The organism is Streptomyces sp. NPDC093018 (assembly GCF_040684035.1).
GTDB lineage: Bacteria > Actinomycetota > Actinomycetes > Streptomycetales > Streptomycetaceae > Streptomyces > Streptomyces murinus.
In genome coordinates this window covers 554259-577044 of the sequence record NZ_JBFBFF010000002.1, presented here as the reverse complement: position 1 = coordinate 577044, position 22786 = coordinate 554259, and the positions used below count along the sequence as shown (strand labels likewise).

The window sequence follows — 22786 nt, the reverse complement described above, 5'->3', positions numbered from 1 at the left end:
CCCGGTGGCCGGGGCCCTAGGATGGCGCGTTCCGGCCGTCCTTCGCGGTCACCGCCCTTCGCTGCGGGACCGCCCTACCCCGCGCCGCGTCCTCCCCCTCCGGCGCAGTGACGATGGATTCCCAGACCTCACAGTCATCCCAGTCCTCCCAGTCGCCTCCTCCCCCTCATACGTTCCAGGTCGATCTGCGCGGTCTGGTCGATCTCCTCTCCCATCACCTCTACTCCAGCCCGAAGGTCTACCTGCGCGAGCTGCTCCAGAACGCCGTGGACGCCGTCACCGCCCGCCGGGCCCTGACCCCCGACGCCCCGGCGCTGGTCAGGCTGCACACGGCGGACGGCGGTCTGCGGGTGGAGGACAGCGGCATCGGGCTCACCGAGTCGGACGTGCACGAACTGCTGGCGACCATCGGGCGCAGCTCCAAGCGCGCCGAGGGGCTCCAGGAGGCCCGCTCCGGTTTCCTCGGCCAGTTCGGCATCGGCCTGCTCGCCTGCTTCGTCGTCGCCGAGCGGATCCGCGTGGTCAGCCGCAGCGCCCGCACCCCGGACGCGCCGCCGGTGGAGTGGACGGCGCGGGACGACGGCTCGTACACCGTGCGGACCCTGCCCGACTCCGCGCGGCCCGAGCCCGGTACGACGGTGCAGCTCACCCCACGGGCCGGGGCGGCCGAGTGGCTCGCGCCGGAGCGGGTGCGCGCGCTGGCCCGGGACTTCGGCGCGCTGCTGCCGTACGACGTCCGGGTGGGCGAGGAGCGGATCACCGAGCTGCCCGCGCCCTGGGACCGCCCCTATCCGAGCCCCGGCGCGCGCCGGGTGGCGCTGGCCCGGCACTGTCAGGGGCTGTTCGGGTTCACCCCGCTGGACTCGATCGACCTGGACGTACCGCTGGCCGGGATCCGCGGGGTGGCGTATGTGCTGCCGTCGGCGGTGAGCCCGGCGCAGCGGGCGACGCACCGGGTGCATCTCAAGGGCATGCTGCTGACCGAGCGGGCCGAACAGCTGCTGCCCGACTGGGCGTTCTTCGTGCGCTGTGTGCTGGACACCGACAGCCTGCGGCCGACCGCCTCGCGCGAGTCGCTGTACGAGGACGAGGCGCTGGCCGCCGTACGGGAGGCGCTCGGGGAGCGGATCCGGGACTGGCTGACCGGGCTCGCGGCCGGTGACCCGGAGCGGCTCGCGGCGTTCCTCGCGGTGCACCACCTCGGCGTCAAGTCGCTGGCCCGGCACGACCACGAGATGCTGCGCACGATGCTGCCGTGGCTGCCGTTCGAGACGACCGACGGGCAGGTGTCGCTGGAGGAGTTCGCGCGCCGGCACCCGGTGGTGCACTTCACCCGGGGCGTCGAGGAGTACCGGCAGGTCGCGGCGATCGCCTCGGCGCAGGGCGTGGGCGTGGTCAACGGCGGTTACACGTACGACAGCGAGCTGATCGAGGCGCTGCCGTCGGTGCGGCCGGGGACGGTGGTCGCCGAGCTGGACGCGGACACCGTGACCGCGCATCTGGACGGCGTCGAGCCGGGCGTGGAGCTGCTGCTCACCGGGTTCCTGGCGGCGGCGCGGGCGAAGCTGGACCCGCTGGGCTGCGATGTCGTGTTGCGCGCCTTCCATCCGCTGTCGGTGCCCGCGCTGCATCTGGACGACCGGGCGGCCCGGCACGAGCAGGCCCGCGCGGACGCCGAGGAGCAGGCCGACGATCTGTGGGCGGGCATCCTGGGTTCGCTGCGCGGCAGCGCGCCGCGCGCCCGGCTGGTGCTCAACCATCTCAACCCGCTGATCCGCAGGGTGAGTTCACTGGACGACGCGGAACTGATCGGCACCGCGGTCGAGTCGCTGTACGGGCAGGCGCTGCTGATGGCGCAGCGGCCGCTGCGGCCCACGGACTCCGCGCTGCTCAACCGGGCGTTCATCGATCTGCTGGAGTGGGCGACACGGGGGACGGCCGATGGCTGAGATCACCGACCTCGCGGCGCTGCGCCGGGCGATGGCGGAGAACGCCGAGCGGCCCGAGGGCCCGGCCCGCAATGCCCGAGCCGAGCAACTGCTCGCCGCCGCCGAGGGGTTGAACGTTCCGCTGGCTGTCATCGAGGCGCTCGGGCACCAGTTGAGCGTCTACAACTACAGCTCCGAGAAGGACAAGATGTTCGTCCCCTTCGCGCGGCTGCTACGCCTGTGGGACGAGCGGCCCGGGGACTTCGACGCCTACGAGACGCACTCGCTGCACTGGGTCTTCAAGTGGATGTCGGCGGGCATGCTGGACCAGCCGCACATCCCGCTCGCCTCGATCGAGAAGTGGCTGGGCGAGATGGAGCACCGCTACCGGCTCGCCGGGTACTCCGAACGGGCCGTGCGCGGCGCCGAGTTCAGTGTGGCCGCGCACATCGGGGATCTGGCACGGGCGGAGCGGGCATACGCCGCGTGGCTGGCCGCCGACCGGGACGAGATGGCCGACTGCCATGCCTGCGAGCTGTACGGGCAGGGCCTGTGGCAGGTGAAGCGGGGCCGGGACGCGGCGGCGCTGACCGTGTGGCGGCCGGTGCTGGAGGGCGAGTTCGGCTGTGCGCACGAGCCGCACTCGGTGCTCGCCGCCTCCCTGGTCCCGCTGCTGCGGCTGGGCCGCACGGAGGAGGCCCGGGCGCACCATCTGCGGGGGCTGCGGCTGGTACGGCCCATGGAGAGCATGCGGGCCGCGTACGCCGAGCACGTGGAGTTCTGCGCGCTGACCGGCAACGAGGCGCGCGGTCTGGAGCTGCTGGCCGAGCGGCCCGCCTATTTCACGGACACCGGGCATCCGCGCAGCCGGCTGGACTTCCTGGCCGTGGTGACCCTGCTGACCGACCGCCTGACCGAGCTGGGCCTCGGCGACGAGCCGGTGCCGGGCCCCGCCGGGCGCGCCTGGACGGCACGGGACCTCGCGGCCCACGCCCGCACGGAGGCGCTGGCGCTGGCCGAGCGGTTCGACGCGCGCAACGGCACGTCGTACGTCGGCGAGCGGACGCGGGCGCGGATGGCCCGGCGGCCGCTGGTGGACCGGCTTCCGCTGGGTGTCCGTACTGTGCGCGCGGCGCCCGCCGCCCCGCCGGCCGCTCCCCCGCCGGCCCCGGCCGCCGAAACGTCACTCCCCGCCCTGCTCGCCGAGGCGCACCGGCTGGCGGACACCCTGCGTCCGGAGGCGGTGGATGCCTGGGCCGCGGTGGCGCGGGCCGCCGGTGACGGTGAACTCGCCCCGGCGGACCGTGCGTTGATAGCTGACCACGAGGCGATGTCCCGGGGTCCCGAGGGTGCCGAGCTGTTCGAGCGGGCGGCCGGGCTGTACGCGGCGGCGGGCGACCCCGGCGAGGCGCTGGCGGCACGGGCCCGGGGCGCCTACTTCCGCGCGCTGCGGGGCGAGCCGGATACGGCCCTGGCCCGGGTGACCGGTCTGTCCGAGGAGGTCCGCGCGCTGTACGTCGCCGAGGCCACCGGGGTACGGCAGACCGCGTCGGTCCTGATGAGCAGGGCGCGGATCCTGATGCACCGGGCGCGCACCGGCGCGGGTCCCGCCCGGGACGCGGAGGCCGCGGTGCGCGAGGTACCGGCCCTGATCGAGGGGCACGACGGCACGCCGGACGAGGGGGACGCCCGGCTGGCGGCGCGGGTCGCCGAGTCCTGGGGGATGCTCGCCGAGCTGACCGGGGCCGCCGGGGACGGCGCGGGCGCGGCGGAACTGCTCCGGCGGGCCGCCGCGGAGTACGTGCGCGCCGGGGTGCCGTGGTGTGCGGTGGAGTACGAGGTCCAGGTCGCCGCGCTCGCCGAGGAGGCCGGTGACCGGGCGGAGGCCGAGCGGGCGCTGCGGGCGGCGCTGGAGCACGGCGGCCCGTACGTGGAACCGGCCGGGCAGGTCCAACTACACTTGCGAATAGCCGAGTTGGCGGCCGGGCGCGATGAGGTCGGCGCCGCCGCGGAGCACGCGCTCCAGGCCACGCACTGGGCGGACGAGGCCGGGGAGTCCGGCACGTCGGGAGCCTGGGCGCGGCAGCAGCTGGGCGGATATCTGCTGCGGCAGGGGCGGTGCGCGGAGGCGGCCGAGGTGCTGGAGTCGGCGCTGGCCGACCTGAGCGCCGGGACCCACGGTGACGGGGCCGTCGTACAGGCGCGCTGGTGGCTCGGGGACTGTCTGGAGGAGCTGGGCGAGCACCGGGCGGCGGCCGAGCAGCGGCTGCTGGCCGCCGACATCGCCCGGCACTGGCCCGAGCAGCGCGACCACGCCACGCTCGCGCACCTCGCCGCGGACTCCCTGGGCAGCGCGGGTCTGGTGGCGGAGGCCGACCGGGCCTACGCCCGCGCGGGCGAGCTGTGGCGCGCCCTCGGCGACACCCGGCTCCTCGTCCGCTCCCTGCGGGCCCGCGCGTGGCTGGCGCTGCGCGAGGACTCCGGGACAGCGGAGGCGGAGGCGCTGATGGCCGGGGCCGTGGCGGTGTGCGAGGAGGCACGGGAGAACGCGGCCGACTCCCGCGCCCGGAGCAGCCTGACCCATGAACTGGCCCAGACCCACCGCCAGTTCGGCGACCTCCTCGCCCAGGCCGGGGGCCCGGGCGGGGCCCATTTCGAGCGGGCGATCACCCTGTTCGGCTCCCTCGGCCCCGCCGGACTGCACGACCGCACCGCCGCCGAACTGGCCGCGGCCGAACTGGCGACGGAGCTGGGCCACCCCGAGGAAGCCGCGGCCCGCGCCCATGCCGTACTGGCCGCCTACGAGAACGCGGACGAGACGGACGAGACCGTCCGGACCCGCCGCGCGGCAGCCGCCCGGCTGCTCGGAACGCCCGGGTGAACGGGGACTCGGTCTGTTCGGGGGCGGGTCGGGGACGGTGTGCTCACTCCACGCCGATGAGCAGCAGTGCTCCCTGGTGGCCGCCTCGGTAGACCGCCGTGTCGACGGCCAGGTAGGACTCCCGTACCCGGGTCTCCAGATGGGCGGCGACGGTCTCGGGGGCTTCGTCACCGATGACGAGGGTGACCAGTTCGCCGCCGGCCTGGAGCATGCGGTCCAGGACGGTCTCGGCGGTGGCGGTGACGTCCGCGCCGATCACCGCCACATCGCCGTCGATCAGCCCGAGCACGTCCCCGGCCTGGCAGATCCCGGCCGTCGTCCAGGAGCGGTGCTCGGCGACGACGACCTCCCCGTAGCGGGTGGCGCCCGCGGCCGAGGTCATCTGGACGACGTCCTCGTCGAACCGGCGCCCCGGCTCGGACACCGCGAGCGCCGCGATGCCCTGCACCGCCGAGCGGGTCGGGATCAGCGCCACCCGGACCCCCTCGGTGCGGGCCTGCTCGGCCGCCGCGGCCGCGGTGTCGCGCAGCTCGGCGTCGTTGGGCAGCAGCACGACCTCGCGCGCGTGGGCCCGTCGTACCGCCGCCAGCAACTCCCCGCTGGCGGGCGGCTCCCCGGGCCGCGCGAGCACGGTGGTCGCGCCGGCCTCGGTGTACAGCTCGGCAAGACCCTGACCCGGTACGACGGCCACCACGGCCCGCTGGGCCCGCTCGCGCGGGGGACGCGGCCCGCCGGTGTGCACATCGCCGAGCCCGAAGTGCGTGATCCTGATCCGGTACGGGCGCCCGGCCTCCACGCCCGCCTCCACGGCGGCACCGGCGTCGTCCACGTGCACATGGACGTTCCACAGCCCGTCACCACCGACGACGACCAGGGAGTCGCCGAGGGCGTCGAGCCGGGTGCGCAGCCGGGCCACGGCGGTGTCGTCGGCCTCCAGGAGGTAGATCACCTCGAAGGCGGGGCCACCGTCCTCGGCGGCGCAAGCCCCGGCATCGGGGGCGGGTCCGGCCTCGGTCTCGGGTTCGGGGTCGAGGTCGGGGTCGGGCAAGGCGTTCGGTGTCGCGGCCGCTCGGTCCGGTTCGGTGTCCACCGTCTCCCCCGTGCACGCCTCCACCAGCGCGCCGAGCACCGCCACCAGACCGCTGCCCCCCGCGTCGACCACCCCGGCCCGCGCCAGGACGCCCAGCTGGGACGGGGTCGCCGCCAGGGCCGCGCGGGCGCCCTGGTGGGCGGCCCGGGCGACCGTCCCGCAGTCACCGGCCGTCCGCTCGGCCGCGTCGGCGGCGGCCGAGGCGACCGTCAGCACCGTGCCCTCGACGGGATGCGCCACCGCCTGCCGCGCGGAATCGGCGGCCCGGCGCAGGGCCAGTCGCAGCGCGGGCCCGTCGCAGCGCGGCTCCGCGCCGTCCGCCGCGAGCACCTGGGCCATGCCGCGCAGCAGCTGCGCGAGGATCGTGCCGGAGTTGCCCCGGGCGCCGATCAGCGCTCCATGGGCCATCGCGCGCACCGCGTCCGCGAGGGTGGGACCGGTGGGCCGCGTCGCGTACCCGGGCTGTGTCTCGTACCCGGCGAACACGGCCTCCACGGCCGTCGCCGCGGACTCCACGGTCAGATAGAGGTTGGTCCCGGTGTCGCCGTCGGCCACCGGATAGACGTTGATCGCGTCGATCTCCGCCCGCGCCCGCCCCAGCGCGCGCAGGGCCAGACCGCACCAGGTGCGCACCGCGAGACCATCGAGGAATGTCTGCGGCACCTGCGCCACCTGCGCCTCCCTGAGCCGGCTTGACGTGGTCGCAGCGTAGACCCCGGGACGGTGCCCGCCGGAGGTGGGCCAGGGGTGGGCCGGGGCCCGGACCCCTCGCGACCATGGTAGTTTCGCTCTACCGACGCAGGCTTGCTATGCTGCTCCGGTTGCCCGATCCGATCGGGCTCTCCCCCTGGCAACGCCTTCCAGATCTCAGGTCGTACGATCTCGATCCCGGCATGCCGGGATCAACCGTAAGTGCATCTGAAGTCTTTGGAGTGACCCGTGGCTGCCAACTGCGACGTCTGCGGCAAGGGGCCGGGCTTCGGCAACAACATCTCGCACTCGCACCGCCGTACGTCCCGCCGCTGGAACCCGAACATCCAGCGTGTGCGTACCGTGGTGGGCGGGACGCCGAAGCGCGTGAACGCTTGCACCTCGTGCATCAAGGCCGGCAAGGTCTCGCGCTGACGCTACAGCTGAGCGCGCGGCCACTTGCTGGTTCGCTGCACTGAGCCGGTCCATCTCAGGATGGACCGGCTTTTTGCCGTACCCGCTGCCGTAGTCCCCCCGCATCAGCCCGTCGGCATGCCGACCTGACGCTGTTCGAGGGCGGAACGCAGCCTTGAGAAGGCTTGCGCGGCCGCCGCCGTCGAAGCGTCGTCGAGCGCTCCTCCGATCAGTTCGGCCAGCGTCGCGCCGAACGTCTCCTCCGCCGCGCCGACGAGTTCCGCGCCCTCCTCGGTCAGGGCCAGCAGGGACGAGCGGCGGTCGGCCGGATTCGGCGTCCGGACCGCCCAGCCCTGTTTCTCCAGGCGGTCGACGCCCTTGCTCGTCGCCCCGATGCCGATCGCGAACTCCGCCGCGAGGTCCGCCACCCGCGCCCCTTCGTGGTCGCGCAGATAGCGCAGGGCCTCGAACTGCGAGGTCACGATCCCGTGCCGCTCGCGGAGCCGATCGTTGAGGGCGTTGTACAGCCGCGTCTCGCAGCGCACCAGGTCGGAGAAGAAATCCAGGAGCCCGGCGGTGTCTCCGGTCGTTTTATATGCCACGGCATATAGTGTAGAGGAAGCTAATGACGAGGGGGAGCACCCATGAGCAAGGAACAGCGCGCCCGGATCGACGCCAGGCTGCGGCAGCCGCGCCCCGAGGGGCCCCGGACGATCGAGGAGATCCGGGCCGGGTTCGAGGCGCTGATGAGCGGGATGACCGTGCCCGACGGCATCCGTACGACCCGGACCGCGCTCGGCGACCGGCCCGCGCTGCGCGTGGCACCCGAGGACCGTCCGCGCGCCGGGACGATCCTGTACTTCCACGGCGGCGGCTGGGTGAGCGGCTCCCCCGAGGCCTCGCTCGCGGTGACCGGGCACCTGGTGACCAGGACCGGCCGCACGGCGTACTCGCTGGACTACCGGCTGGCCCCCGAGCATCCGTTCCCGGCCGCGATCGAGGACACGCTCGGCGCCTACCGCGCGCTCCTCGACGGCGGCGCCGACCCCTCGGCGGTCGTGTTCGCCGGGGACTCGGCGGGCGGCGGCCTCGCCGTCACCACCTGCCTGGCCGCCCGGGACGCGGGCCTGCCGGTGCCCGCCGCGGTCCTGGCGTTCTCGCCGGGCCTGGACGCGACCCGCACCGGTGAGAGCATCGACACGAAGGAGGGCGTCGACCCGTTCTTCACCCGCGCGTCCGTCGAGCGCACCGGGATGCTGTACCTCGCGGGCGCCGATCCACGCCAGCCGCTGCTCAGCCCGGCCGTGTGCGCGGACCTGAGCGGGCTGCCGCCGCTGCTGCTCCAGGTGGGCACCAACGAGATCCTGCTGGACGACTCCACCCGCCTCGCCGCGCGCGCCAGGGCCGCCGGGGTGGATGTGATCCTGGACGTCACGGCCGACGTACCGCATGTGTTCCAGGCGTTCGCCGGCGAACTGGACGAGGCGGACGACGCACTGGACCGCGCGGCCCTCTTCCTCGACCAGCGCCTGCGCGCGACCAGGGCGTAGGCCCGCGCCCCACGCGGACGGACCCACCGCACGGGTCCCTCTCGGACGGACTCATCCGGACCCGGACGGGCACGCCTCCGGGTGGCGGGTCCGGAAACGGGCCCGGGAGGCCGGACCGGGGGCGGGCCCGGTGGCGGATCCGCGAGGCGGCCCGGAAGGCCGGTCCCGGCGGCGAATCCGCGAGGCGGGTCCAGGAGGTGGGTCCGCGAGGCGGCCCGGGAAGCCAGTCCCGGTGGCGGGTCCGGGAGGCGGCCCGGGAAGCCGGTCCCGGTAGCGGGTCCAGGAGGCGGAGCAGGAAGGCCGGCCCCGATAGCGCCTCCAGAGGGCCGGTCCCGGCGGCAGATCCGGAAGGCGGATCCCGGCGGCGGATCCGCAAAGCGGCCCGGGAAGCCAGCCCCGGCGGCGGGTCCAGGAGGCGGCCCGGGAAGCCAGCCCCGGTAGCGGGTCCAGGAGGCAGAGCAGGAAGGCCGGCCCCGATAGCGCCTCCAGAGGGCCGCTCCCGGCGGCAGATCCGGAAGGCGGATCCCGACGGCGGATCCGCGAAGGCGGCCCGGGAAGCCAGCCCCGGTAGCGGATCCAGGAGGCGGAGCAGGGAGGCGGATCCCGGTGGCGGACCGCGAGGCGGCCCGGGAAGCCAGCCCCGGTAGCAGGTCCAGGAGGCGGAGCAGGAAGGCCGGCCCCGATAGCGCCTCCAGAGGGCCGCTCCCGGCGGCAGATCCGGAAGGCGGCCCGGAAGGCCGGTTCCGGTGGCGGGTCCGGAAGCTGGGTCCAGGAGGCGGGTTCGGCGCGCACCACGCCCGTACCTGAGCGCAGGCCCGGACCTCGCGCGAACGAGCCCGGCGGAGCACAGGCCCGGCTCACGCGGGGTGAACCCCCGGGACGCGGGACCGGCTCACACGGCGAGCGTCCGTGGCACAGGCCCGGACTCACACGGGCAAGCGGCCGGTGTGACAGCGCCGGGCTCATGCGGGCAAGCGGCCGGTGTGCACAGCGCCGGGCTCATGCGGGCCGACCCCCGAGACACCGGCCCGGCCCTGCCCGGCCCGGCCCACACAGGCAAACCCCCCGGGGTGCAAAACACCGAACTCACATATGCGCATCCACCACGCGACGCCGGTCGGGAAGACCCCCGCTCACGCCCCCGCGGCACCCGCCGCCAAGGCTTCCTCACGTCCTGAACCGCCACCCGTGATCCACCGGCCCGATCCCCGTGCCCAGGGCGAAGCCCGATGCGATCGCACCGGTGACGTACTCCTTGGCCGCCGTGACCGCCGCCGGGACGGGGAGGCCCCGGGCCAGGCCGGAGGCGATGGCGGAGGCGAGTGTGCAGCCGGTGCCGTGGGTGTGCCGGTTGTCGTGGCGGGGCGCGCGCAGCCGGTGCTCGCCCGCCGCGGTGCCGTCCGTCAGGAGGTCCACCGCGTCACCGGCCAGATGCCCGCCCTTGATCAGCACCCAGCGCGGTCCGTAGGCCAGCACGGCGTCCGCGGCGCGTCGTAGATCGTCCTCGGACTCGACCTGGACGCCGGTGAGTTGGCGCACCTCGTCCAGGTTGGGGGTCGCCACGGAGGCCGCCGGGAGCAGCCTGGTGCGCACGGCGTCCAGGGCGGAGTCGGCGAGCAGCGCGTCGCCGTGCTTGGAGACGCCGACCGGGTCGACCACGGCGGGCGCGTCCGTGCCGGCGATCAACTCGGCGACCGTCTCGACCAGTTGGGCCGAGCCCAGCATGCCGGTCTTCACGGCCTGGACGCCGATGTCGTCCACGACGCTGCGGTACTGGGCCCGTACCGCCTCGGCCGGGAGTTCCCAAACACCTTGCACACCAAGGGAGTTCTGCGCGGTCACGGCGGTGAGCACGCTCATCCCGTGGACGCCGAGCGCGAGCATCGTCTTGAGGTCGGCCTGGATCCCGGCGCCGCCGCCGGAGTCGGAGCCGGCCACCGTGAGCACCCGGGGCGGGGTCACGGTTCTATGTCCCCGAAGTGGTCCCAGCCGCCTCTGCTGGTCCAGGGCGCCCCGTCCACCGTCACCTGCGGCAGCGCGGAGGGGTTGAGGACCTCCCCGATGACCTTCCAGCGGGCCGGGAGCTTGGTGTCCGGCGGGAAGGTCGCCACGATCGCGTGGTCCTCTCCCCCGGACAGCACCCACTGGAGCGGATCCACGCCGACGGCCTGCCCGATGTCGTTCATCTGCGTGGGCACGTCGACCGCGCCGGAGCGGATGTCGATACGGACCTTGCTGGCCTCGGCGATATGACCGAGGTCGGCGATCAGCCCGTCGCTCACATCGCACATCGCGGTCGCGCCGAGCGCGGCGGCGGCCGGACCCGCGTGGTACGGCGGCTCGGGGCGCCGGTGGGCCTCCACGAAGGCGCGCGGCGAGCGAAAGCCGCGGGAGAGCACCGCGTAACCGGCCGCGGACCAGCCCAGCCAGCCCGTGACGGCCACCAGGTCGCCGGGCTGGGCACCGGCCCGGGTCACCGGCTCCTGGTTGCGCAGATCGCCGAGCGCGGTGATCGACACCATGATGGTGTCGCCCCGTACGACATCCCCGCCGACCACGGCGGCGCCCGCGACCTGGCACTCGTCGCGCAGCCCGTCCATCATCTCGGTCGGCCAGCTGACCGGGAGTTCGGCCGGCACCACGAGGCCCAGCAGCAGGGCGGTCGGTACGGCGCCCATCGCGGCGATGTCCGCGAGGTTCTGCGCGGCCGCCTTGCGCCCCACGTCGTAGGCCGTGGACCAGTCGCGGCGGAAGTGCCGCCCCTCCAGCAGGACGTCGGTGCTCGCCACCACCCGCCGGTCGGGCGCGGCCACCACTGCGGCGTCGTCCCCGGGGCCGATACGGACCGCCGGAGTGGTGGTGAGACGGGAGGTGAGCTCCCTGATGAGCCCGAATTCCCCGAGCTCACCAACCGTGCCCTTCATGTCCCTGACTCCCCTTCTCTGCCTCTGCCTGACCGTGCTGACTCGCGCCTCATCAGTGTCCCCGATACCGTCGAGATGACCCCGACGCGGTCGGGAACGACCGCCGATACGGTCCCGGACGACCGTCAACTTCCGTCGTGCCTGCACCCTGGCGCGCAAGCCCGGTTCCCGCAGGTCTCCCCGCGAGGAGCGGCGACGCGATACCGTGGCGTTCCTTTTCCCCACATGATCCTCGTGGCCGCCCTGGAGGTTCCGTGGTACAGGCGTACATCCTGATCCAGACGGAGGTCGGCAAAGCGTCGACCGTCGCCGAGACCATCAGCAAGATCCCTGGAGTGATCCAGGCCGAGGACGTCACAGGTCCGTACGACGTCATCGTGCGCGCCCAGTCCGAAACCGTCGACGAACTCGGTCGCATGGTGGTCGCCAAGGTCCAGCAAGTGGACGGCATCACCCGCACCCTGACCTGCCCGGTCGTGCATCTGTAGCCCCCGTCTACGCTTGGCCGGTGAACTTCTTCGGTCACCGGCCCCCCGCCCTGCTCGCCGCCCTGTCCGCGCCGGTCGTGCTGCTCGCGGTCGCGGGCTGCGCCGCGGACGACAGCGCCACGGTCGCGGTTCCCCGTCCCGACGCGAAGACCGCCCCGCTGTGCCGGAGTCTGCACTCGGCGCTGCCCGCCAAGGTGGACGGGCAGCGGCGCGCCGACCCCGAGCCCCGGTCCGTCTACACGGCGGGCTGGGGAAACCCGGCGATCATACTGCGCTGCGGGATCGTCCGGCCGCCGAAGATGATCGACCCCAAGGTGGCCCAGGGCCAGGACCCCGACGCGATCGCGGGCGGGGTCAACGGCGTGGACTGGCTGATGGAGAAGCAGGGCGACGGCACCTGGCGCTTCACGACGGCGAACCGCAAGGCGTATGTCCAGGTGACCCTGCCGAAGAAGCTGTCGGGCCCGGACGACAGCACCCAGGTGCTGGAGGACCTGGCCGCGGCCGTGAAGAAGGCCATCCCCGAGGGGATGGCCTCCATGCGCGGCTGACCGCTCGCGGATCGCTCAGCGCAGTCCGGTGGACCTGCGCAGCGCGGCCTGCACCAGCAGGTCGATCAGCTCGGGGTAGCCGACCCCGGTCGCCTGCCACATCTGCGGGTACATCGAGATCGGCGTGAACCCGGGCAGCGTGTTGATCTCGTTGATCACGAACTCCCCGTCCGCGGTGAGGAAGAAGTCCGCGCGCACCAGCCCCTCGCAGGACGCCGCCTCGAACGCGTCCACCGCGAGCCGCCGGATCTCGGCGGTCTCCTCCTCGGTGAGCGGCGCCGGCACGATGCCGGGCGTGGAGTCGATGTACTTGGCCTCGAAGTCGTAGTACGCGTGCGCGTCCGGCGGCGGGATCTCGGCCGGGAGCGAGGCCCTCGGGCCGTCCTCGAACTCCAGGACACCGCACTCGATCTCGCGGCCGGTGATCGCCGCCTCGATCAGGATCTTCGGGTCGTGCGACTGCGCCTCGGCGATCGCCTCGTCCAGGCCGGACAGGTCGTCGACCTTGGTGATGCCGATGGAGGAGCCGGCCCGCGCGGGCTTCACGAACAGCGGCCAGCCGTGCTCACCGGCGAAGTCCACGATCTTCTTGCGCGCGGCGGCCTCGTCCTGCTGCCACTCGCGGGGCCGGATCACCACGTAGGGGCCGACCTTGAGCCCGAAGGAGGTGAAGACCCGCTTCATGTACTCCTTGTCCTGGCCGACGGCCGAGGCGAGCACACCCGCGCCCACGTACGGCACTCCGGACAGCTCCAGCAGGCCCTGGAGGGTGCCGTCCTCACCGTAGGGGCCGTGCAGCACCGGGAAGACGACGTCGACCTCGCCGAGCGCCTTGGGCACGGAGCCGGGCTCGCTGTAGACGACCTCGCGGTTGGCGGGGGCGACGGGGAGCACCACATCGCCCTCGTGCGACTCCGCCAGGTCCTCGACGGCGGGCAGGGCGCGGTCGGTGATGGCCATCCGCTCCGGCTCGTCGGCCGTCAGCGCCCAACGGCCGTCCCGGGTGATGCCGATCGGCAGGACGTCGTACTTCGTCCGGTCGATGGCCTTGAGGACGGCGCCCGCGGTGACCACGGAGATCCCGTGTTCGGAGCTGCGGCCACCGAACACGACGGCCACGCGGGGCTTGCGCGACGGCTGCTCAGGGCTCTGGGGAAGGTTCTCGGTGCTCATATCGCGTTGAGAGTACCCGTTGGTAGAGCCCGGATACAGCGTCGGCTCCGCCCCGGAACGCACAAAAACGGGCGGATTTCGCACAGTGTCCATGCGTTTTCGCGCAGCGTCCCCGTGGTCTCGCTCAGCGTTCTCGCGGTCTCGCTCAGCGTCGCTCGGGCTTCGCGCTGCGCGACATCAGCTCCTTGAGCGCGACGACCGGCGGCTTGCCCTCGTGCACGATGCCGACGACCGTCTCCGCGATCGGCATGTCGACGCCGTGCCTGCGGGCCAGATCCAGCACGGACTCACAGGACTTGACGCCCTCCGCGGTCTGCCTGGTGACCGCGATGGTCTCCTCCAGGGTCATGCCCTTGCCGAGGTTGGTGCCGAAGGTGTGGTTGCGTGACAGCGGCGAGGAGCAGGTGGCCACCAGGTCGCCGAGACCGGCGAGTCCGGAGAAGGTCAGCGGGTCGGCGCCGAGCACGACACCGAGCCGCGCGGTCTCCGCGAGCCCCCGGGTGATCAGCGAACCCTTGGCGTTGTCGCCGAGCCCCATGCCGTCCGCGATGCCGACGGCGAGCCCGATGACGTTCTTCACCGCGCCGCCCAGCTCGCAGCCGACCACGTCGGTCTCGGTGTACGGCCGGAAGTACGGCGTGTGGCAGGCCGCCTGGAGCCGCCGGGCCACGGCCTCGTCGGCGCAGGCCACCACGGCCGCGGCGGGCATCCGGGCGGCGACCTCGCGGGCCAGGTTGGGCCCGGTGACGACGGCGACACGCTCCGGGCCGACCTTGGCGACGTCCTCGATGACCTCGCTCATCCGCATCGCGGAGCCCAGTTCGACGCCCTTCATCAGGGAGACGAGCACGGTGTCCGGGGCGAGCAGCGGAAGCCACTCGGCGAGGTTCTGGCGGAGGGTCTGGGAGGGGATGGCGAGGACGGTGAACTCCGCGTCGCGCAGCGCCTCGGCGGCGTCCGCGGTGGCGCGCAGGTTCTCCGGGAGCTCCACACCGGCCAGGTAGTCGGGGTTGATCCGGGTGGAGTTGACCGTCTCGGCCAGCTCGGGCCTGCGGGCCCACAGGGTCACGTCACAGCCGGCGTCGGCGAGCACCATGCCGAAGGCGGTGCCCCAGGAACCGGTGCCCATGACGGCCACCCGCACAGGCGTGCTCACTTGCTCTGCTCCTCTTCCTGCCTGGCCTTGTCCTGCGCCCGCGTGCGGCGCCGCTGCTCGATCCGCTCCCGGCGCGGGTCGTACGGCGTCTCGGGCGCCTTCTCGCCGCGGATCTCCTCCAGGAGGCGGGTGATCGCCGCCATGATGACCTCGGTGGCCTCCTTCTGGACGTCCGGGGTCAGCTCCCTGTCGTAGAAGCGCGACAGGTCCACGGGCGGGCCCGCCAGCACATGGTGGGTCTTGCGCGGGAAGAGGTTCGGCTTCTTCGCATATGCCGGGAGCAGTTCATTGGCGCCCCACTGGGCGACCGGGATCACCGGGCACTTGGTCTGCAGGGCCACCCGGGCGGCGCCGGTCTTGCCGGTCATCGGCCAGCCGTCGGGGTCGCGGGTCAGGGTGCCCTCGGGGTAGAAGGCGACGCACTCACCGCGCTCCACGGCGTCGATCGCGGCGCGGAAGGCGCTCAGCGCGTCCGTGGACTCGCGGTAGACGGGAATCTGTCCGGTGCCGCGCATCGCGGCGCCCACGATTCCCTTCTTGAAAAGGCCGCTCTTCGCGAGGAATCGCGGAACCCGCCCGGTGTTGTACTGATAGTGCGCGTATGCGAAGGGGTCCACGTGGGAATTGTGGTTCACCACGGTGATAAATCCGCCCTCGGCCGGAATGTGCTCCATTCCACGCCAGTCCCGCTTGATCAGAACCACCAGCGGCGGTTTGCAGATCACCGCGGCGAAGCGGTACCAGAAGCCGATTCTGCGGCGGGGCACAAGGACACCTTCCTCTAGGGGGATCCACGGGGGACTGACCCCGGCGGGGGCCGCACAAGTGTCGCCCCGGAGCGCCGGTCTGTCGAGAACACCGTACGCCCGACACACCTCAGCCCAGCGGCTGCGGTGACAATGATCGCGACGAGAGAGGGGCGGTACGCCGGTGCAGTGGACGTTGGTCATCCCCCTGAAGCCCCTGTCCCGGGCCAAGAGCAGGCTCGCGGACACCGTGGCGGACGGGGTGCGCCCGGGGCTGGTCCTCGCGTTCGCCCAGGACACGGTGGCCGCGGGCCTCGCCTGCCCCGGGGTCATGGATGTGGTGGTCGTCACGGACGATCCACGCGCCGGGCGCGCGCTGTCCGCGCTGGGCGCGCGGATCGTCCCGGACACCCCGGCGCGGGGCCTGAACGCGGCGCTGGCGCACGGGGCGGAGGCGATACGGCTGATGCGCCCGGGGGCCGCCGTGGCCGCGCTGAACGCCGATCTGCCGGCGCTGCGGGCGGCCGAGCTGGAACAGGTGCTGTGCGCCGCCGCGGAATTCCCCAGGGCTTTTCTCGCGGACGCGGCGGGGATCGGCACGACATTGCTGGCGGCCGGTACGGACCGTGAATTGCGGCCGGGCTTCGGGGCCGGGTCACGGGCGCGGCACCGGGCGTCCGGCGCCGAGGAACTTCTGCTGGGGGGCGTGGATTCGGTACGGCAGGACGTCGACACGGGGGACGACCTGCGGGCGGCGCTGGCGCTGGGGGTCGGACCGTATACGAGCGCGGCGTGCGCGGATGTGCCGGTACCCGGCGCCTGACCGGGCGGCCGGAGGGCCACGGGCACTACCCTGAACCCCATGCAGGCCACCGCGTACACGTACGACAGCGAGACCCGGAGCGGGCAGGTGCTGCTCGACGACGGCACCCCCGTGCCCTTCGACGCCGCCGCGTTCGACCGGGGCGGCCTGCGGCTGCTGCGGCCCGGGCAGCGCGTGCGGATCGAGACCGAGGGGGCCGAGGGCTCCCTGCGGATCACCCTCGTCACGCTCCAGACCCTGTAACTCCCCTTGCACACGCCGCGGGCCGGACTCCGGTGGGAGTCCGGCCCGGCGCGTGAGTGCCCTGATCGATGCCCTACGCCTTGCGCGCGGTGGCCTTCTTCGCGGTGGTCTTGCGGGCCGTCGACTTCTTGGCCGGCGCCTTCTTCGCGGTGACCTTCTTCGCCGGGGCCTTCTTCGCGGTGGCCTTCTTGGCCGTGGCCTTCTTCGCCGCCGCGGTCTTCGCCGTCGCCGTGGTCTTCTTGGCGGTCGCCTTCTTCGTGGTGGCCTTCTTCGCCGCGGCCGCCGTGGTCTTCTTCGCCGTCGTCTTCTTGGCGGTGGTCTTCTTCGCGGCCGCCTTGGCGGTCTTCTTCGCGGCGGCCTTCTTGACCGTCGCCGCGGCGCCCCCGGTCAGGCTGCCCTTGGGCGCCTTCTTCACCGAGACCTCGCCACCGCGCGGGAGCTTCTTCGAGCCGCTCACCAGGTCCTTGAAGCCCTGACCGGCGCGGAAGCGCGGCACGGAGGTCTTCTTGACCCGAACCCGCTCGCCCGTCTGGGGGTTACGGGCGTACCGGGCGGGGCGGTCCACCTTCTCGAAGGACCCGAAACCGGTGACCGAGACCCGCTCGCCCGCGACGACCGCGCGGACGATGGCGTCCAGAACATGATCGACGGCTTCCGCCGCCTGCTGGCGGCCGCCAACCTTCTCGGCAATCGTTTCTACGAGCTGCGCCTTGTTCACGTCTTCCCCTTCGGAGACATCGCCAGAACGAATGTGTTCAAGCTTTTTCGCACGTTAGGCAGATATATACCGCAAATCAAACACGAAACGGGCTTATCACCCTTGTGCCGCAACGGACTCGGCGTTCTCGGGCTGTTCAGCGGTCCTCGTCGGGGATCCGACCCTCGTCGAGGTCCGCGGTGAACCGCTCAAGCCGCCTTGCCGCACCGGCGAGATCGTGCTTGGCCGCGGCCGTAATGACCAGCAGCTTCCGGGTCAGCGCCATCCGTACGCCCTCCGGGACTTGCAGTGCGCGCACTCTTGCGTGCGCTTCCTTGAGTTGGTTCGCGACCGCCGCATAGAGCTGGAGTTGGCCGTCGTGTCCCATGCACAGATTGTGCCATCTGGGGCGAGTTGTCGCCTGCCCAGGGGGCAACTCCCGCCACAAATGGCCTTCCAGGCCCTTGCGGACGGCGCGATCCTCTGCCTCATCTACCCTTCCAACGCCCTTCATAACACGGGAAGTTGAGAGAATCCCCGGAGCCAGGAGGGTCCGTAGGGGCCCCGACATGCGTGTACCCCCGATCGGGGCGATCGGGGGTACGGACGGGTTCGTTGGGTGGCCGAAACCCGACCCTCACGGGATCGGGGACAGGCTACCTGGGTCAGCCCTGGAGGGTCTGCGGCTTGTGGGCGGGCCGCCGCTGCTCGTACGCGGCGACGTCGGCCTCGTTCCGGAGGGTGATGGAGATGTCGTCCAGGCCGTTCAGCAGCCGCCAGCGGGAGTTCTCGTCCAGCTCGAAGGAGGCGGTGACACCCTCGGCGCGCACCTCGCGCGCTTCGAGGTCCACCGTGATCTCGGCGCTCGGGTCGGCCTCGGTCAGCTCCCACAGCGTGTCCACGATCTTCTGCTCCAGCACCACGGTGAGCAGGCCGTTCTTCAGCGAGTTACCACGGAAGATGTCCGCGAAGCGGGAGGAGATCACGGTCTTGAAGCCGTAGTTCTGCAGCGCCCAGACGGCGTGCTCACGGGAGGAGCCGGTGCCGAAGTCGGGGCCGGCGACCAGCACGGTGGCGCCCTGCCGCTCCGGGCGGTTGAGGATGAACCCGGGGTCCTTGCGCCAGGCCTCGAAGAGCCCGTCCTCGAACCCGTCCCGGGTCACCTTCTTGAGCCAGTGGGCGGGGATGATCTGGTCGGTGTCGACATTGCCGCGGCGCAGCGGGACGGCCCGGCCGGTGTGGGTGGTGAAGGCTTCCATCGTTCTCAGACTCCAGCGGGCGTACGGTCGTCGGTCAGATCGGCCGGGGAGGCCAGGTGGCCCAGGACGGCGGTGGCCGCCGCGACCTGCGGCGACACCAGGTGGGTACGACCGCCCTTGCCCTGTCGGCCCTCGAAGTTGCGGTTGGAGGTGGACGCGGAGCGCTCCCCCGGGGCCAGCTGGTCCGGGTTCATGCCCAGGCACATCGAGCAGCCCGCGTACCGCCATTCGGCGCCGGCCTCCTTGAAGACCACGTCCAGACCCTCGGCGGCCGCCTGGAGGCCGACCCGCGCGGAGCCCGGCACGACCAGCATCCGTACGCCGTCGGCGACTTTGCGGTCCTTCAGGATCTCGGCGACATTGCGCAGGTCCTCGATCCGGCCGTTGGTGCAGGAGCCTACGAAGACGGTGTCCACCTTGATGGAGCGCAGCGGCGCCCCGGCCTCCAACCCCATGTATTCCAGGGCCTTTTCGGCGGCCAGGCGCTCCGATGCGTCTTCGTACGAAGCCGGATCGGGGACGTCCGCCGAAAGCGGCGCGCCCTGGCCGGGGTTGGTGCCCCAGGTGACGAACGGGGACAGCGCGGCGGCGTCGATGACGACCTCGGCGTCGAATTCCGCGTCGTCGTCCGTGCGCAGCGTCTTCCAGTACGCGACGGCCGCGTCCCAGTCGGCGCCCTCGGGGGCGTGCGGGCGGCCCTTGAGGTACGCGAAGGTGGTCTCGTCGGGGGCGATCATGCCCGCGCGGGCGCCGGCCTCGATCGACATGTTGCAGATGGTCATCCGGGCCTCCATCGAGAGCTTCTCGATGGCGGAGCCGCGGTACTCCAGGATGTAGCCCTGGCCGCCGCCGGTGCCGATCCGCGCGATGATCGCCAGGATCAGGTCCTTGGCGCTGACGCCCTCGGGCAGTTCGCCGTCGACGGTGATCGCCATGGTCTTCGGGCGGGCCATCGGCAGCGTCTGGGTGGCCAGCACATGCTCGACCTGGGAGGTGCCGATGCCGAACGCCAGCGCGCCGAACGCGCCGTGCGTGGAGGTGTGGGAGTCGCCGCACACCACGGTCGTGCCGGGCTGGGTCAGGCCCAGCTGGGGGCCGACCACATGCACGACGCCCTGCTCGACGTCGCCCAGCGGGTGCAGCCGCACCCCGAACTCGGCGCAGTTCTTGCGCAGGGTCTCCAGCTGGGCGCGCGAGACCGGGTCGGCGATCGGCTTGTCGATGTCGAGGGTGGGGGTGTTGTGGTCCTCGGTCGCGATGGTGAGGTCGAGGCGGCGGACCTGGCGGCCGTTCTGGCGCAGCCCGTCGAAGGCCTGCGGGCTGGTCACCTCGTGCAGCAGGTGCAGATCGATGTAGAGGAGGTCGGGCTCGCCCTGGGCGCGCCGGACGACGTGGTCGTCCCAGACCTTTTCCGCGAGTGTCCTACCCATCGCTTTCCCTCCGGCCGGCACGCTGGCGCCGACCCAACTAGAGATCTTGAGGGCGGCGCCCGCACCCCTGTTTCCGGGCGTCCGCCGCCGGACCCGTCGATGGACGGGCCGCCGTGTTCATCCAGAGTGGCGCGTTCCGCGGAAAATTGAACTTGCGTTTCACAGAGTGAGACGCGAGTATCGTTGCATGGACAACAGTAGCGGCGTCGGCGTTCTGGACAAGGCGGCCCTCGTCCTGAGCGCTCTGGAGTCCGGTCCGGCCACCCTCGCGGGTCTGGTCGGAGCCACCGGACTGGCACGACCCACGGCCCACCGCCTGGCCGTGGCCCTGGAACACCACCGCATGGTGGCACGCGACATGCAGGGCCGGTTCATCCTCGGACCGCGCCTCGCGGAGCTCGCGGCGGCGGCGGGCGAGGACCGCCTGCTGGCGACGGCGGGCCCCGTGCTCACCCACCTCCGCGATGTCACCGGCGAGAGCGCGCAGCTCTATCGCCGCCAGGGTGACATGCGGATCTGCGTGGCCGCGGCGGAACGGCTGTCCGGTCTGCGGGACACCGTCCCGGTCGGCTCCACGCTCACGATGAAGGCCGGCTCCTCGGCACAGATCCTGATGGCCTGGGAGGAGCCCGAGCGGCTGCACCGCGGCCTTCAGGGCGCCCGCTTCACGGCGACGGCCCTGTCCGGCGTGCGGCGCCGCGGCTGGGCCCAGTCCATCGGCGAGCGCGAGCCGGGCGTCGCGTCCGTCTCGGCCCCGGTGCGCGGGCCCTCCAACCGCGTGGTGGCCGCCGTCTCCGTCTCGGGCCCGATCGAGCGGTTGACCCGCCACCCGGGCCGGATGCACGCCCAGGCCGTCATCGACGCCGCGACCCGCCTCTCGGAGGCCCTGCGCCGCACGGGCTGAGCCTTCTCCTCATGGGTCTCGTGGGTCCGCCTCAACGCCGCGGCGGACCCACGAGCGACCCGGCAGCCGTCCTCAGGCGCTCTTCTCCACGGACTCCACGGACTCCACAGACTCCGCGGGCCGCGCCGACCGATAGGCGAACCGGTCCTTCGCGTAGCGCCCGCGCGCGGCGAGCGGCACCTGACCGTGCGCCCCCGCCAGCCCGAACGCCGGCATGTCCGCGTAGATCGCCTCGTACGACCCCTCCGGCACCACGTACGCCTCGTGCCAGATCCCGACCTCGCCCCGCAGCTTGCCCGCCCGCTCCTTGCGGTTCAGCTTCGCCCACACCTCGTGGTGGAAGGCGTCGGGCGCCGTGGCGTAGGCGTACAGCTTCTCCTTGGACTCCCAGTACTGCACGACGTAGTACGTCCGCGGGGACGCCGTGAGCAGCACCTTCTCCCGCAGCCCGCGCTCCGGGTCCTTCGCCAGCTCCCGCAGCATGCGGAGCATCGCGAGCATCACCGGCACCCACAGATGCACCGCCCAGAAGCGGTTGATGCGCATGCCGATCAGCAGGACGACGACATCGCCCTTCGCGTCGGCGGTCGTACGGGACACCATGGCTTCCCCCTTCATCGCGTGCTTGGATAGTGCTCTTATCCAAGAAGGGGCGCAAGAGATGCGGCTGGCCGAACTGAGCAGACGCAGCGGGGTCTCCACCGCGACGATCAAGTACTACCTGCGCGAGGGCCTGTTGCCGCCGGGCCGGCAGCTGAACGCGACCACGGCGGAGTACGACGAGGGGCATCTGCGGCGGCTGCGGCTGGTGCGGGCGATGATCCAGGTCGGGCGGCTGCCGGTGGCGAAGGTGCGCGAGGTGCTCGGGCATGTGGACGACGAGTCCCTGGGCAGCTCGATCCGGCTGGGCGCCGCGCTGTGGGCGCTGCCGCAGGTGCCGGAGCCGGACGAGGACGACGCGTACGTACGGGCCGCGCACGAGGAGGTCGCGGCGCTCGTGGACCGGCTCGGCTGGGAGAACGCCAAGTGCCTCGCGACCCTCTCCCCCGCGTATCGCTCGCTGGTGGTGACGGTGGCCGCGTTCCGCCGGCTCGGATACGACTGGGGGGCCGAACAGCTCGCGCCGTACGCGGAGTTGATGCACCGCACGGCCGTACTCGACCTGGACAACATGGAGACGCTGCCGCCGGGGGCGGAGCGGATCGAGTTCGCGATCCTCGGGGCGATCCTCAACGAGCCGGTGCTGCGGGCGCTGCACCGGCTGGCACAGGAGGAGGAGACGACGCGGCGGTACGGCTTCGAGTGAGCGGGGCCGGAGAACGGCGAAGGCCCTCCGCCGAAGCGAAGGGCCTTCATTCTGTACCCCCGACCGGATTCGAACCGGCGCTACCGCCTTGAGAGGGCGGCGTGCTAGGCCGCTACACAACGGGGGCCTTGGACGCTGCGTTTCCGCAGGTCCGAGCTGGTCTACCTGGACTCGAACCAAGACTAACTGAACCAGAATCAGTCGTGCTGCCAATTACACCATAGACCAATGATGGTTTAGACCAGTCGTACCCCCGACCGGATTCGAACCGGCGCTACCGCCTTGAGAGGGCGGCGTGCTAGGCCGCTACACAACGGGGGCCCTAGCGATCCCGACAAGATCAGGATCAGTACCCCCGACCGGATTCGAACCGGCGCTACTGCCTTGAGAGGGCAGCGTGCTAGGCCGCTACACAACGGGGGCTTTGCAGATAAGCTCTGCGAGCTGGCCTACCTGGACTCGAACCAAGACTAACTGAACCAGAATCAGTCGTGCTGCCAATTACACCATAGGCCACTGGAACTCAACCCCCT

22 protein-coding genes and 5 tRNA genes are annotated in these 22786 nt (G+C 72.3%); 10 read left to right on the top strand and 17 right to left on the bottom strand.

Going from position 1 to position 22786, the window contains the following annotated elements:
* Positions 1-113: 113 nt before the first annotated feature.
* Together AB0N90_RS06475 and AB0N90_RS06470 are read left to right on the top strand one after the other, a co-directional pair.
* On the top strand, positions 114-1949 hold the full coding sequence (locus AB0N90_RS06475) for an HSP90 family protein (protein ID WP_365193376.1): 1836 nt from the start codon (positions 114-116) through the stop codon (positions 1947-1949).
* Complete coding sequence (locus AB0N90_RS06470; RefSeq protein ID WP_365193374.1) at positions 1942-4809, top strand: tetratricopeptide repeat protein; 2868 nt, start codon at positions 1942-1944, stop codon at positions 4807-4809. The genes AB0N90_RS06475 and AB0N90_RS06470 overlap by 8 nt, the downstream gene beginning before the upstream one ends.
* 43 nt (positions 4810-4852) lie before the next feature.
* Here AB0N90_RS06470 and AB0N90_RS06465 read toward each other — a convergent pair whose 3' ends face one another.
* Positions 4853-6571 (bottom strand): DAK2 domain-containing protein, encoded by a 1719-nt coding sequence (locus AB0N90_RS06465; RefSeq protein WP_365193372.1) that lies wholly within the window; start codon positions 6569-6571, stop codon positions 4853-4855.
* 267 nt (positions 6572-6838) lie between these two features.
* Between AB0N90_RS06465 and rpmB the strand changes: the two genes are divergently transcribed.
* The gene (gene rpmB, locus AB0N90_RS06460) at positions 6839-7024 is read left to right on the top strand and encodes a 50S ribosomal protein L28 (RefSeq protein ID WP_003993230.1); all 186 of its coding nucleotides are present in this window, start codon (positions 6839-6841) and stop codon (positions 7022-7024) included.
* A 104-nt stretch (positions 7025-7128) separates the two neighbouring features.
* Here the strand turns inward: rpmB and AB0N90_RS06455 are convergent, their stop codons facing one another.
* Positions 7129-7605 carry a MarR family transcriptional regulator gene (locus AB0N90_RS06455; protein ID WP_365193370.1) on the bottom strand — a complete coding sequence of 159 codons (477 nt, stop codon included), beginning with the start codon at positions 7603-7605 and terminating at the stop codon, positions 7129-7131.
* A gap of 42 nt (positions 7606-7647) precedes the next feature.
* On the opposite strand from AB0N90_RS06455, the gene AB0N90_RS06450 reads away from it, so the two are divergent.
* Positions 7648-8553: an alpha/beta hydrolase gene (locus tag AB0N90_RS06450; protein ID WP_365193368.1), complete on the top strand. Its 906-nt coding sequence runs from the start codon at positions 7648-7650 to the stop codon at positions 8551-8553.
* A gap of 1167 nt (positions 8554-9720) precedes the next feature.
* On the opposite strand, the gene thiD is transcribed toward AB0N90_RS06450, so the two are convergent.
* Positions 9721-10515 carry a bifunctional hydroxymethylpyrimidine kinase/phosphomethylpyrimidine kinase gene (gene thiD / locus AB0N90_RS06445; RefSeq protein WP_365193366.1) on the bottom strand — a complete coding sequence of 265 codons (795 nt, stop codon included), beginning with the start codon at positions 10513-10515 and terminating at the stop codon, positions 9721-9723.
* Positions 10512-11477, bottom strand: a complete 966-nt coding sequence (locus AB0N90_RS06440) for a thiamine-phosphate kinase (RefSeq protein WP_361677151.1) — start codon at positions 11475-11477, stop codon at positions 10512-10514. Before AB0N90_RS06440 ends, thiD begins: the two co-directional genes overlap by 4 nt.
* A 254-nt stretch (positions 11478-11731) precedes the next feature.
* On the opposite strand from AB0N90_RS06440, the gene AB0N90_RS06435 reads away from it, so the two are divergent.
* Together AB0N90_RS06435 and AB0N90_RS06430 are read left to right on the top strand one after the other, a co-directional pair.
* Positions 11732-11965 carry an Lrp/AsnC ligand binding domain-containing protein gene (locus AB0N90_RS06435; protein WP_037654619.1) on the top strand — a complete coding sequence of 78 codons (234 nt, stop codon included), beginning with the start codon at positions 11732-11734 and terminating at the stop codon, positions 11963-11965.
* 20 nt (positions 11966-11985) lie between these two features.
* Positions 11986-12516, top strand: coding sequence for a DUF3515 domain-containing protein (locus AB0N90_RS06430; RefSeq protein ID WP_365193364.1), 531 nt, complete (start codon positions 11986-11988; stop codon positions 12514-12516).
* 15 nt (positions 12517-12531) lie between these two features.
* Here AB0N90_RS06430 and AB0N90_RS06425 read toward each other — a convergent pair whose 3' ends face one another.
* From AB0N90_RS06425 to AB0N90_RS06415, 3 genes are all read right to left on the bottom strand, one after another.
* Complete coding sequence (locus tag AB0N90_RS06425) at positions 12532-13689, bottom strand: D-alanine--D-alanine ligase family protein (RefSeq protein WP_365193363.1); 1158 nt, start codon at positions 13687-13689, stop codon at positions 12532-12534.
* Between the two features lie 145 nt (positions 13690-13834).
* A complete protein-coding gene (locus AB0N90_RS06420; protein WP_361677159.1) occupies positions 13835-14845 on the bottom strand; it encodes an NAD(P)H-dependent glycerol-3-phosphate dehydrogenase in 1011 nt (336 codons plus the stop codon).
* Positions 14842-15612, bottom strand: a complete 771-nt coding sequence (locus AB0N90_RS06415; RefSeq protein ID WP_365193360.1) for a lysophospholipid acyltransferase family protein — start codon at positions 15610-15612, stop codon at positions 14842-14844. The genes AB0N90_RS06420 and AB0N90_RS06415 overlap by 4 nt, the downstream gene beginning before the upstream one ends.
* A gap of 163 nt (positions 15613-15775) precedes the next feature.
* Between AB0N90_RS06415 and cofC the strand changes: the two genes are divergently transcribed.
* Positions 15776-16414, top strand: coding sequence for a 2-phospho-L-lactate guanylyltransferase (gene cofC / locus AB0N90_RS06410; protein WP_365193359.1), 639 nt, complete (start codon positions 15776-15778; stop codon positions 16412-16414).
* Positions 16415-16453: 39 nt separating this feature from the next.
* Entirely contained in the window at positions 16454-16657 is a 204-nt protein-coding gene (locus tag AB0N90_RS06405; protein ID WP_037654628.1) for a hypothetical protein, read from the top strand.
* Between the two features lie 73 nt (positions 16658-16730).
* Here the strand turns inward: AB0N90_RS06405 and AB0N90_RS06400 are convergent, their stop codons facing one another.
* From AB0N90_RS06400 to leuC, 4 genes are all read right to left on the bottom strand, one after another.
* The gene (locus AB0N90_RS06400) at positions 16731-17375 is read right to left on the bottom strand and encodes an HU family DNA-binding protein (protein WP_346076989.1); all 645 of its coding nucleotides are present in this window, start codon (positions 17373-17375) and stop codon (positions 16731-16733) included.
* 136 nt (positions 17376-17511) lie between these two features.
* Entirely contained in the window at positions 17512-17742 is a 231-nt protein-coding gene (locus tag AB0N90_RS06395) for a hypothetical protein (protein ID WP_037654633.1), read from the bottom strand.
* 277 nt (positions 17743-18019) lie between these two features.
* Complete coding sequence (gene leuD / locus AB0N90_RS06390) at positions 18020-18613, bottom strand: 3-isopropylmalate dehydratase small subunit (RefSeq protein WP_365193357.1); 594 nt, start codon at positions 18611-18613, stop codon at positions 18020-18022.
* Between the two features lie 5 nt (positions 18614-18618).
* On the bottom strand, positions 18619-20043 hold the full coding sequence (gene leuC / locus AB0N90_RS06385; RefSeq protein ID WP_361677175.1) for a 3-isopropylmalate dehydratase large subunit: 1425 nt from the start codon (positions 20041-20043) through the stop codon (positions 18619-18621).
* Between the two features lie 187 nt (positions 20044-20230).
* On the opposite strand from leuC, the gene ndgR reads away from it, so the two are divergent.
* Positions 20231-20947: an IclR family transcriptional regulator NdgR gene (gene ndgR, locus AB0N90_RS06380; protein WP_037654641.1), complete on the top strand. Its 717-nt coding sequence runs from the start codon at positions 20231-20233 to the stop codon at positions 20945-20947.
* A gap of 72 nt (positions 20948-21019) precedes the next feature.
* On the opposite strand, the gene AB0N90_RS06375 is transcribed toward ndgR, so the two are convergent.
* A complete protein-coding gene (locus tag AB0N90_RS06375) occupies positions 21020-21565 on the bottom strand; it encodes a DUF4188 domain-containing protein (RefSeq protein ID WP_365193355.1) in 546 nt (181 codons plus the stop codon).
* A 43-nt stretch (positions 21566-21608) separates the two neighbouring features.
* Here AB0N90_RS06375 and AB0N90_RS06370 point away from each other — a divergent pair, with 43 nt between their 5' ends.
* Positions 21609-22253, top strand: a complete 645-nt coding sequence (locus AB0N90_RS06370; RefSeq protein WP_365193354.1) for a MerR family transcriptional regulator — start codon at positions 21609-21611, stop codon at positions 22251-22253.
* Between the two features lie 54 nt (positions 22254-22307).
* Here AB0N90_RS06370 and AB0N90_RS06365 read toward each other — a convergent pair.
* The 5 genes from AB0N90_RS06365 to AB0N90_RS06345 form a co-directional block, all read right to left on the bottom strand.
* Positions 22308-22380: transfer RNA gene (locus AB0N90_RS06365), tRNA-Glu, on the bottom strand.
* A gap of 29 nt (positions 22381-22409) precedes the next feature.
* Positions 22410-22481 (bottom strand) — tRNA-Gln (locus AB0N90_RS06360).
* Positions 22482-22501: 20 nt separating this feature from the next.
* Positions 22502-22574, bottom strand: a tRNA-Glu gene (locus AB0N90_RS06355).
* Between the two features lie 29 nt (positions 22575-22603).
* Positions 22604-22676: transfer RNA gene (locus tag AB0N90_RS06350), tRNA-Glu, on the bottom strand.
* Between the two features lie 21 nt (positions 22677-22697).
* A tRNA-Gln gene (locus AB0N90_RS06345) sits at positions 22698-22769 on the bottom strand.
* Between the last annotated feature and the right edge of the window lie 17 nt (positions 22770-22786).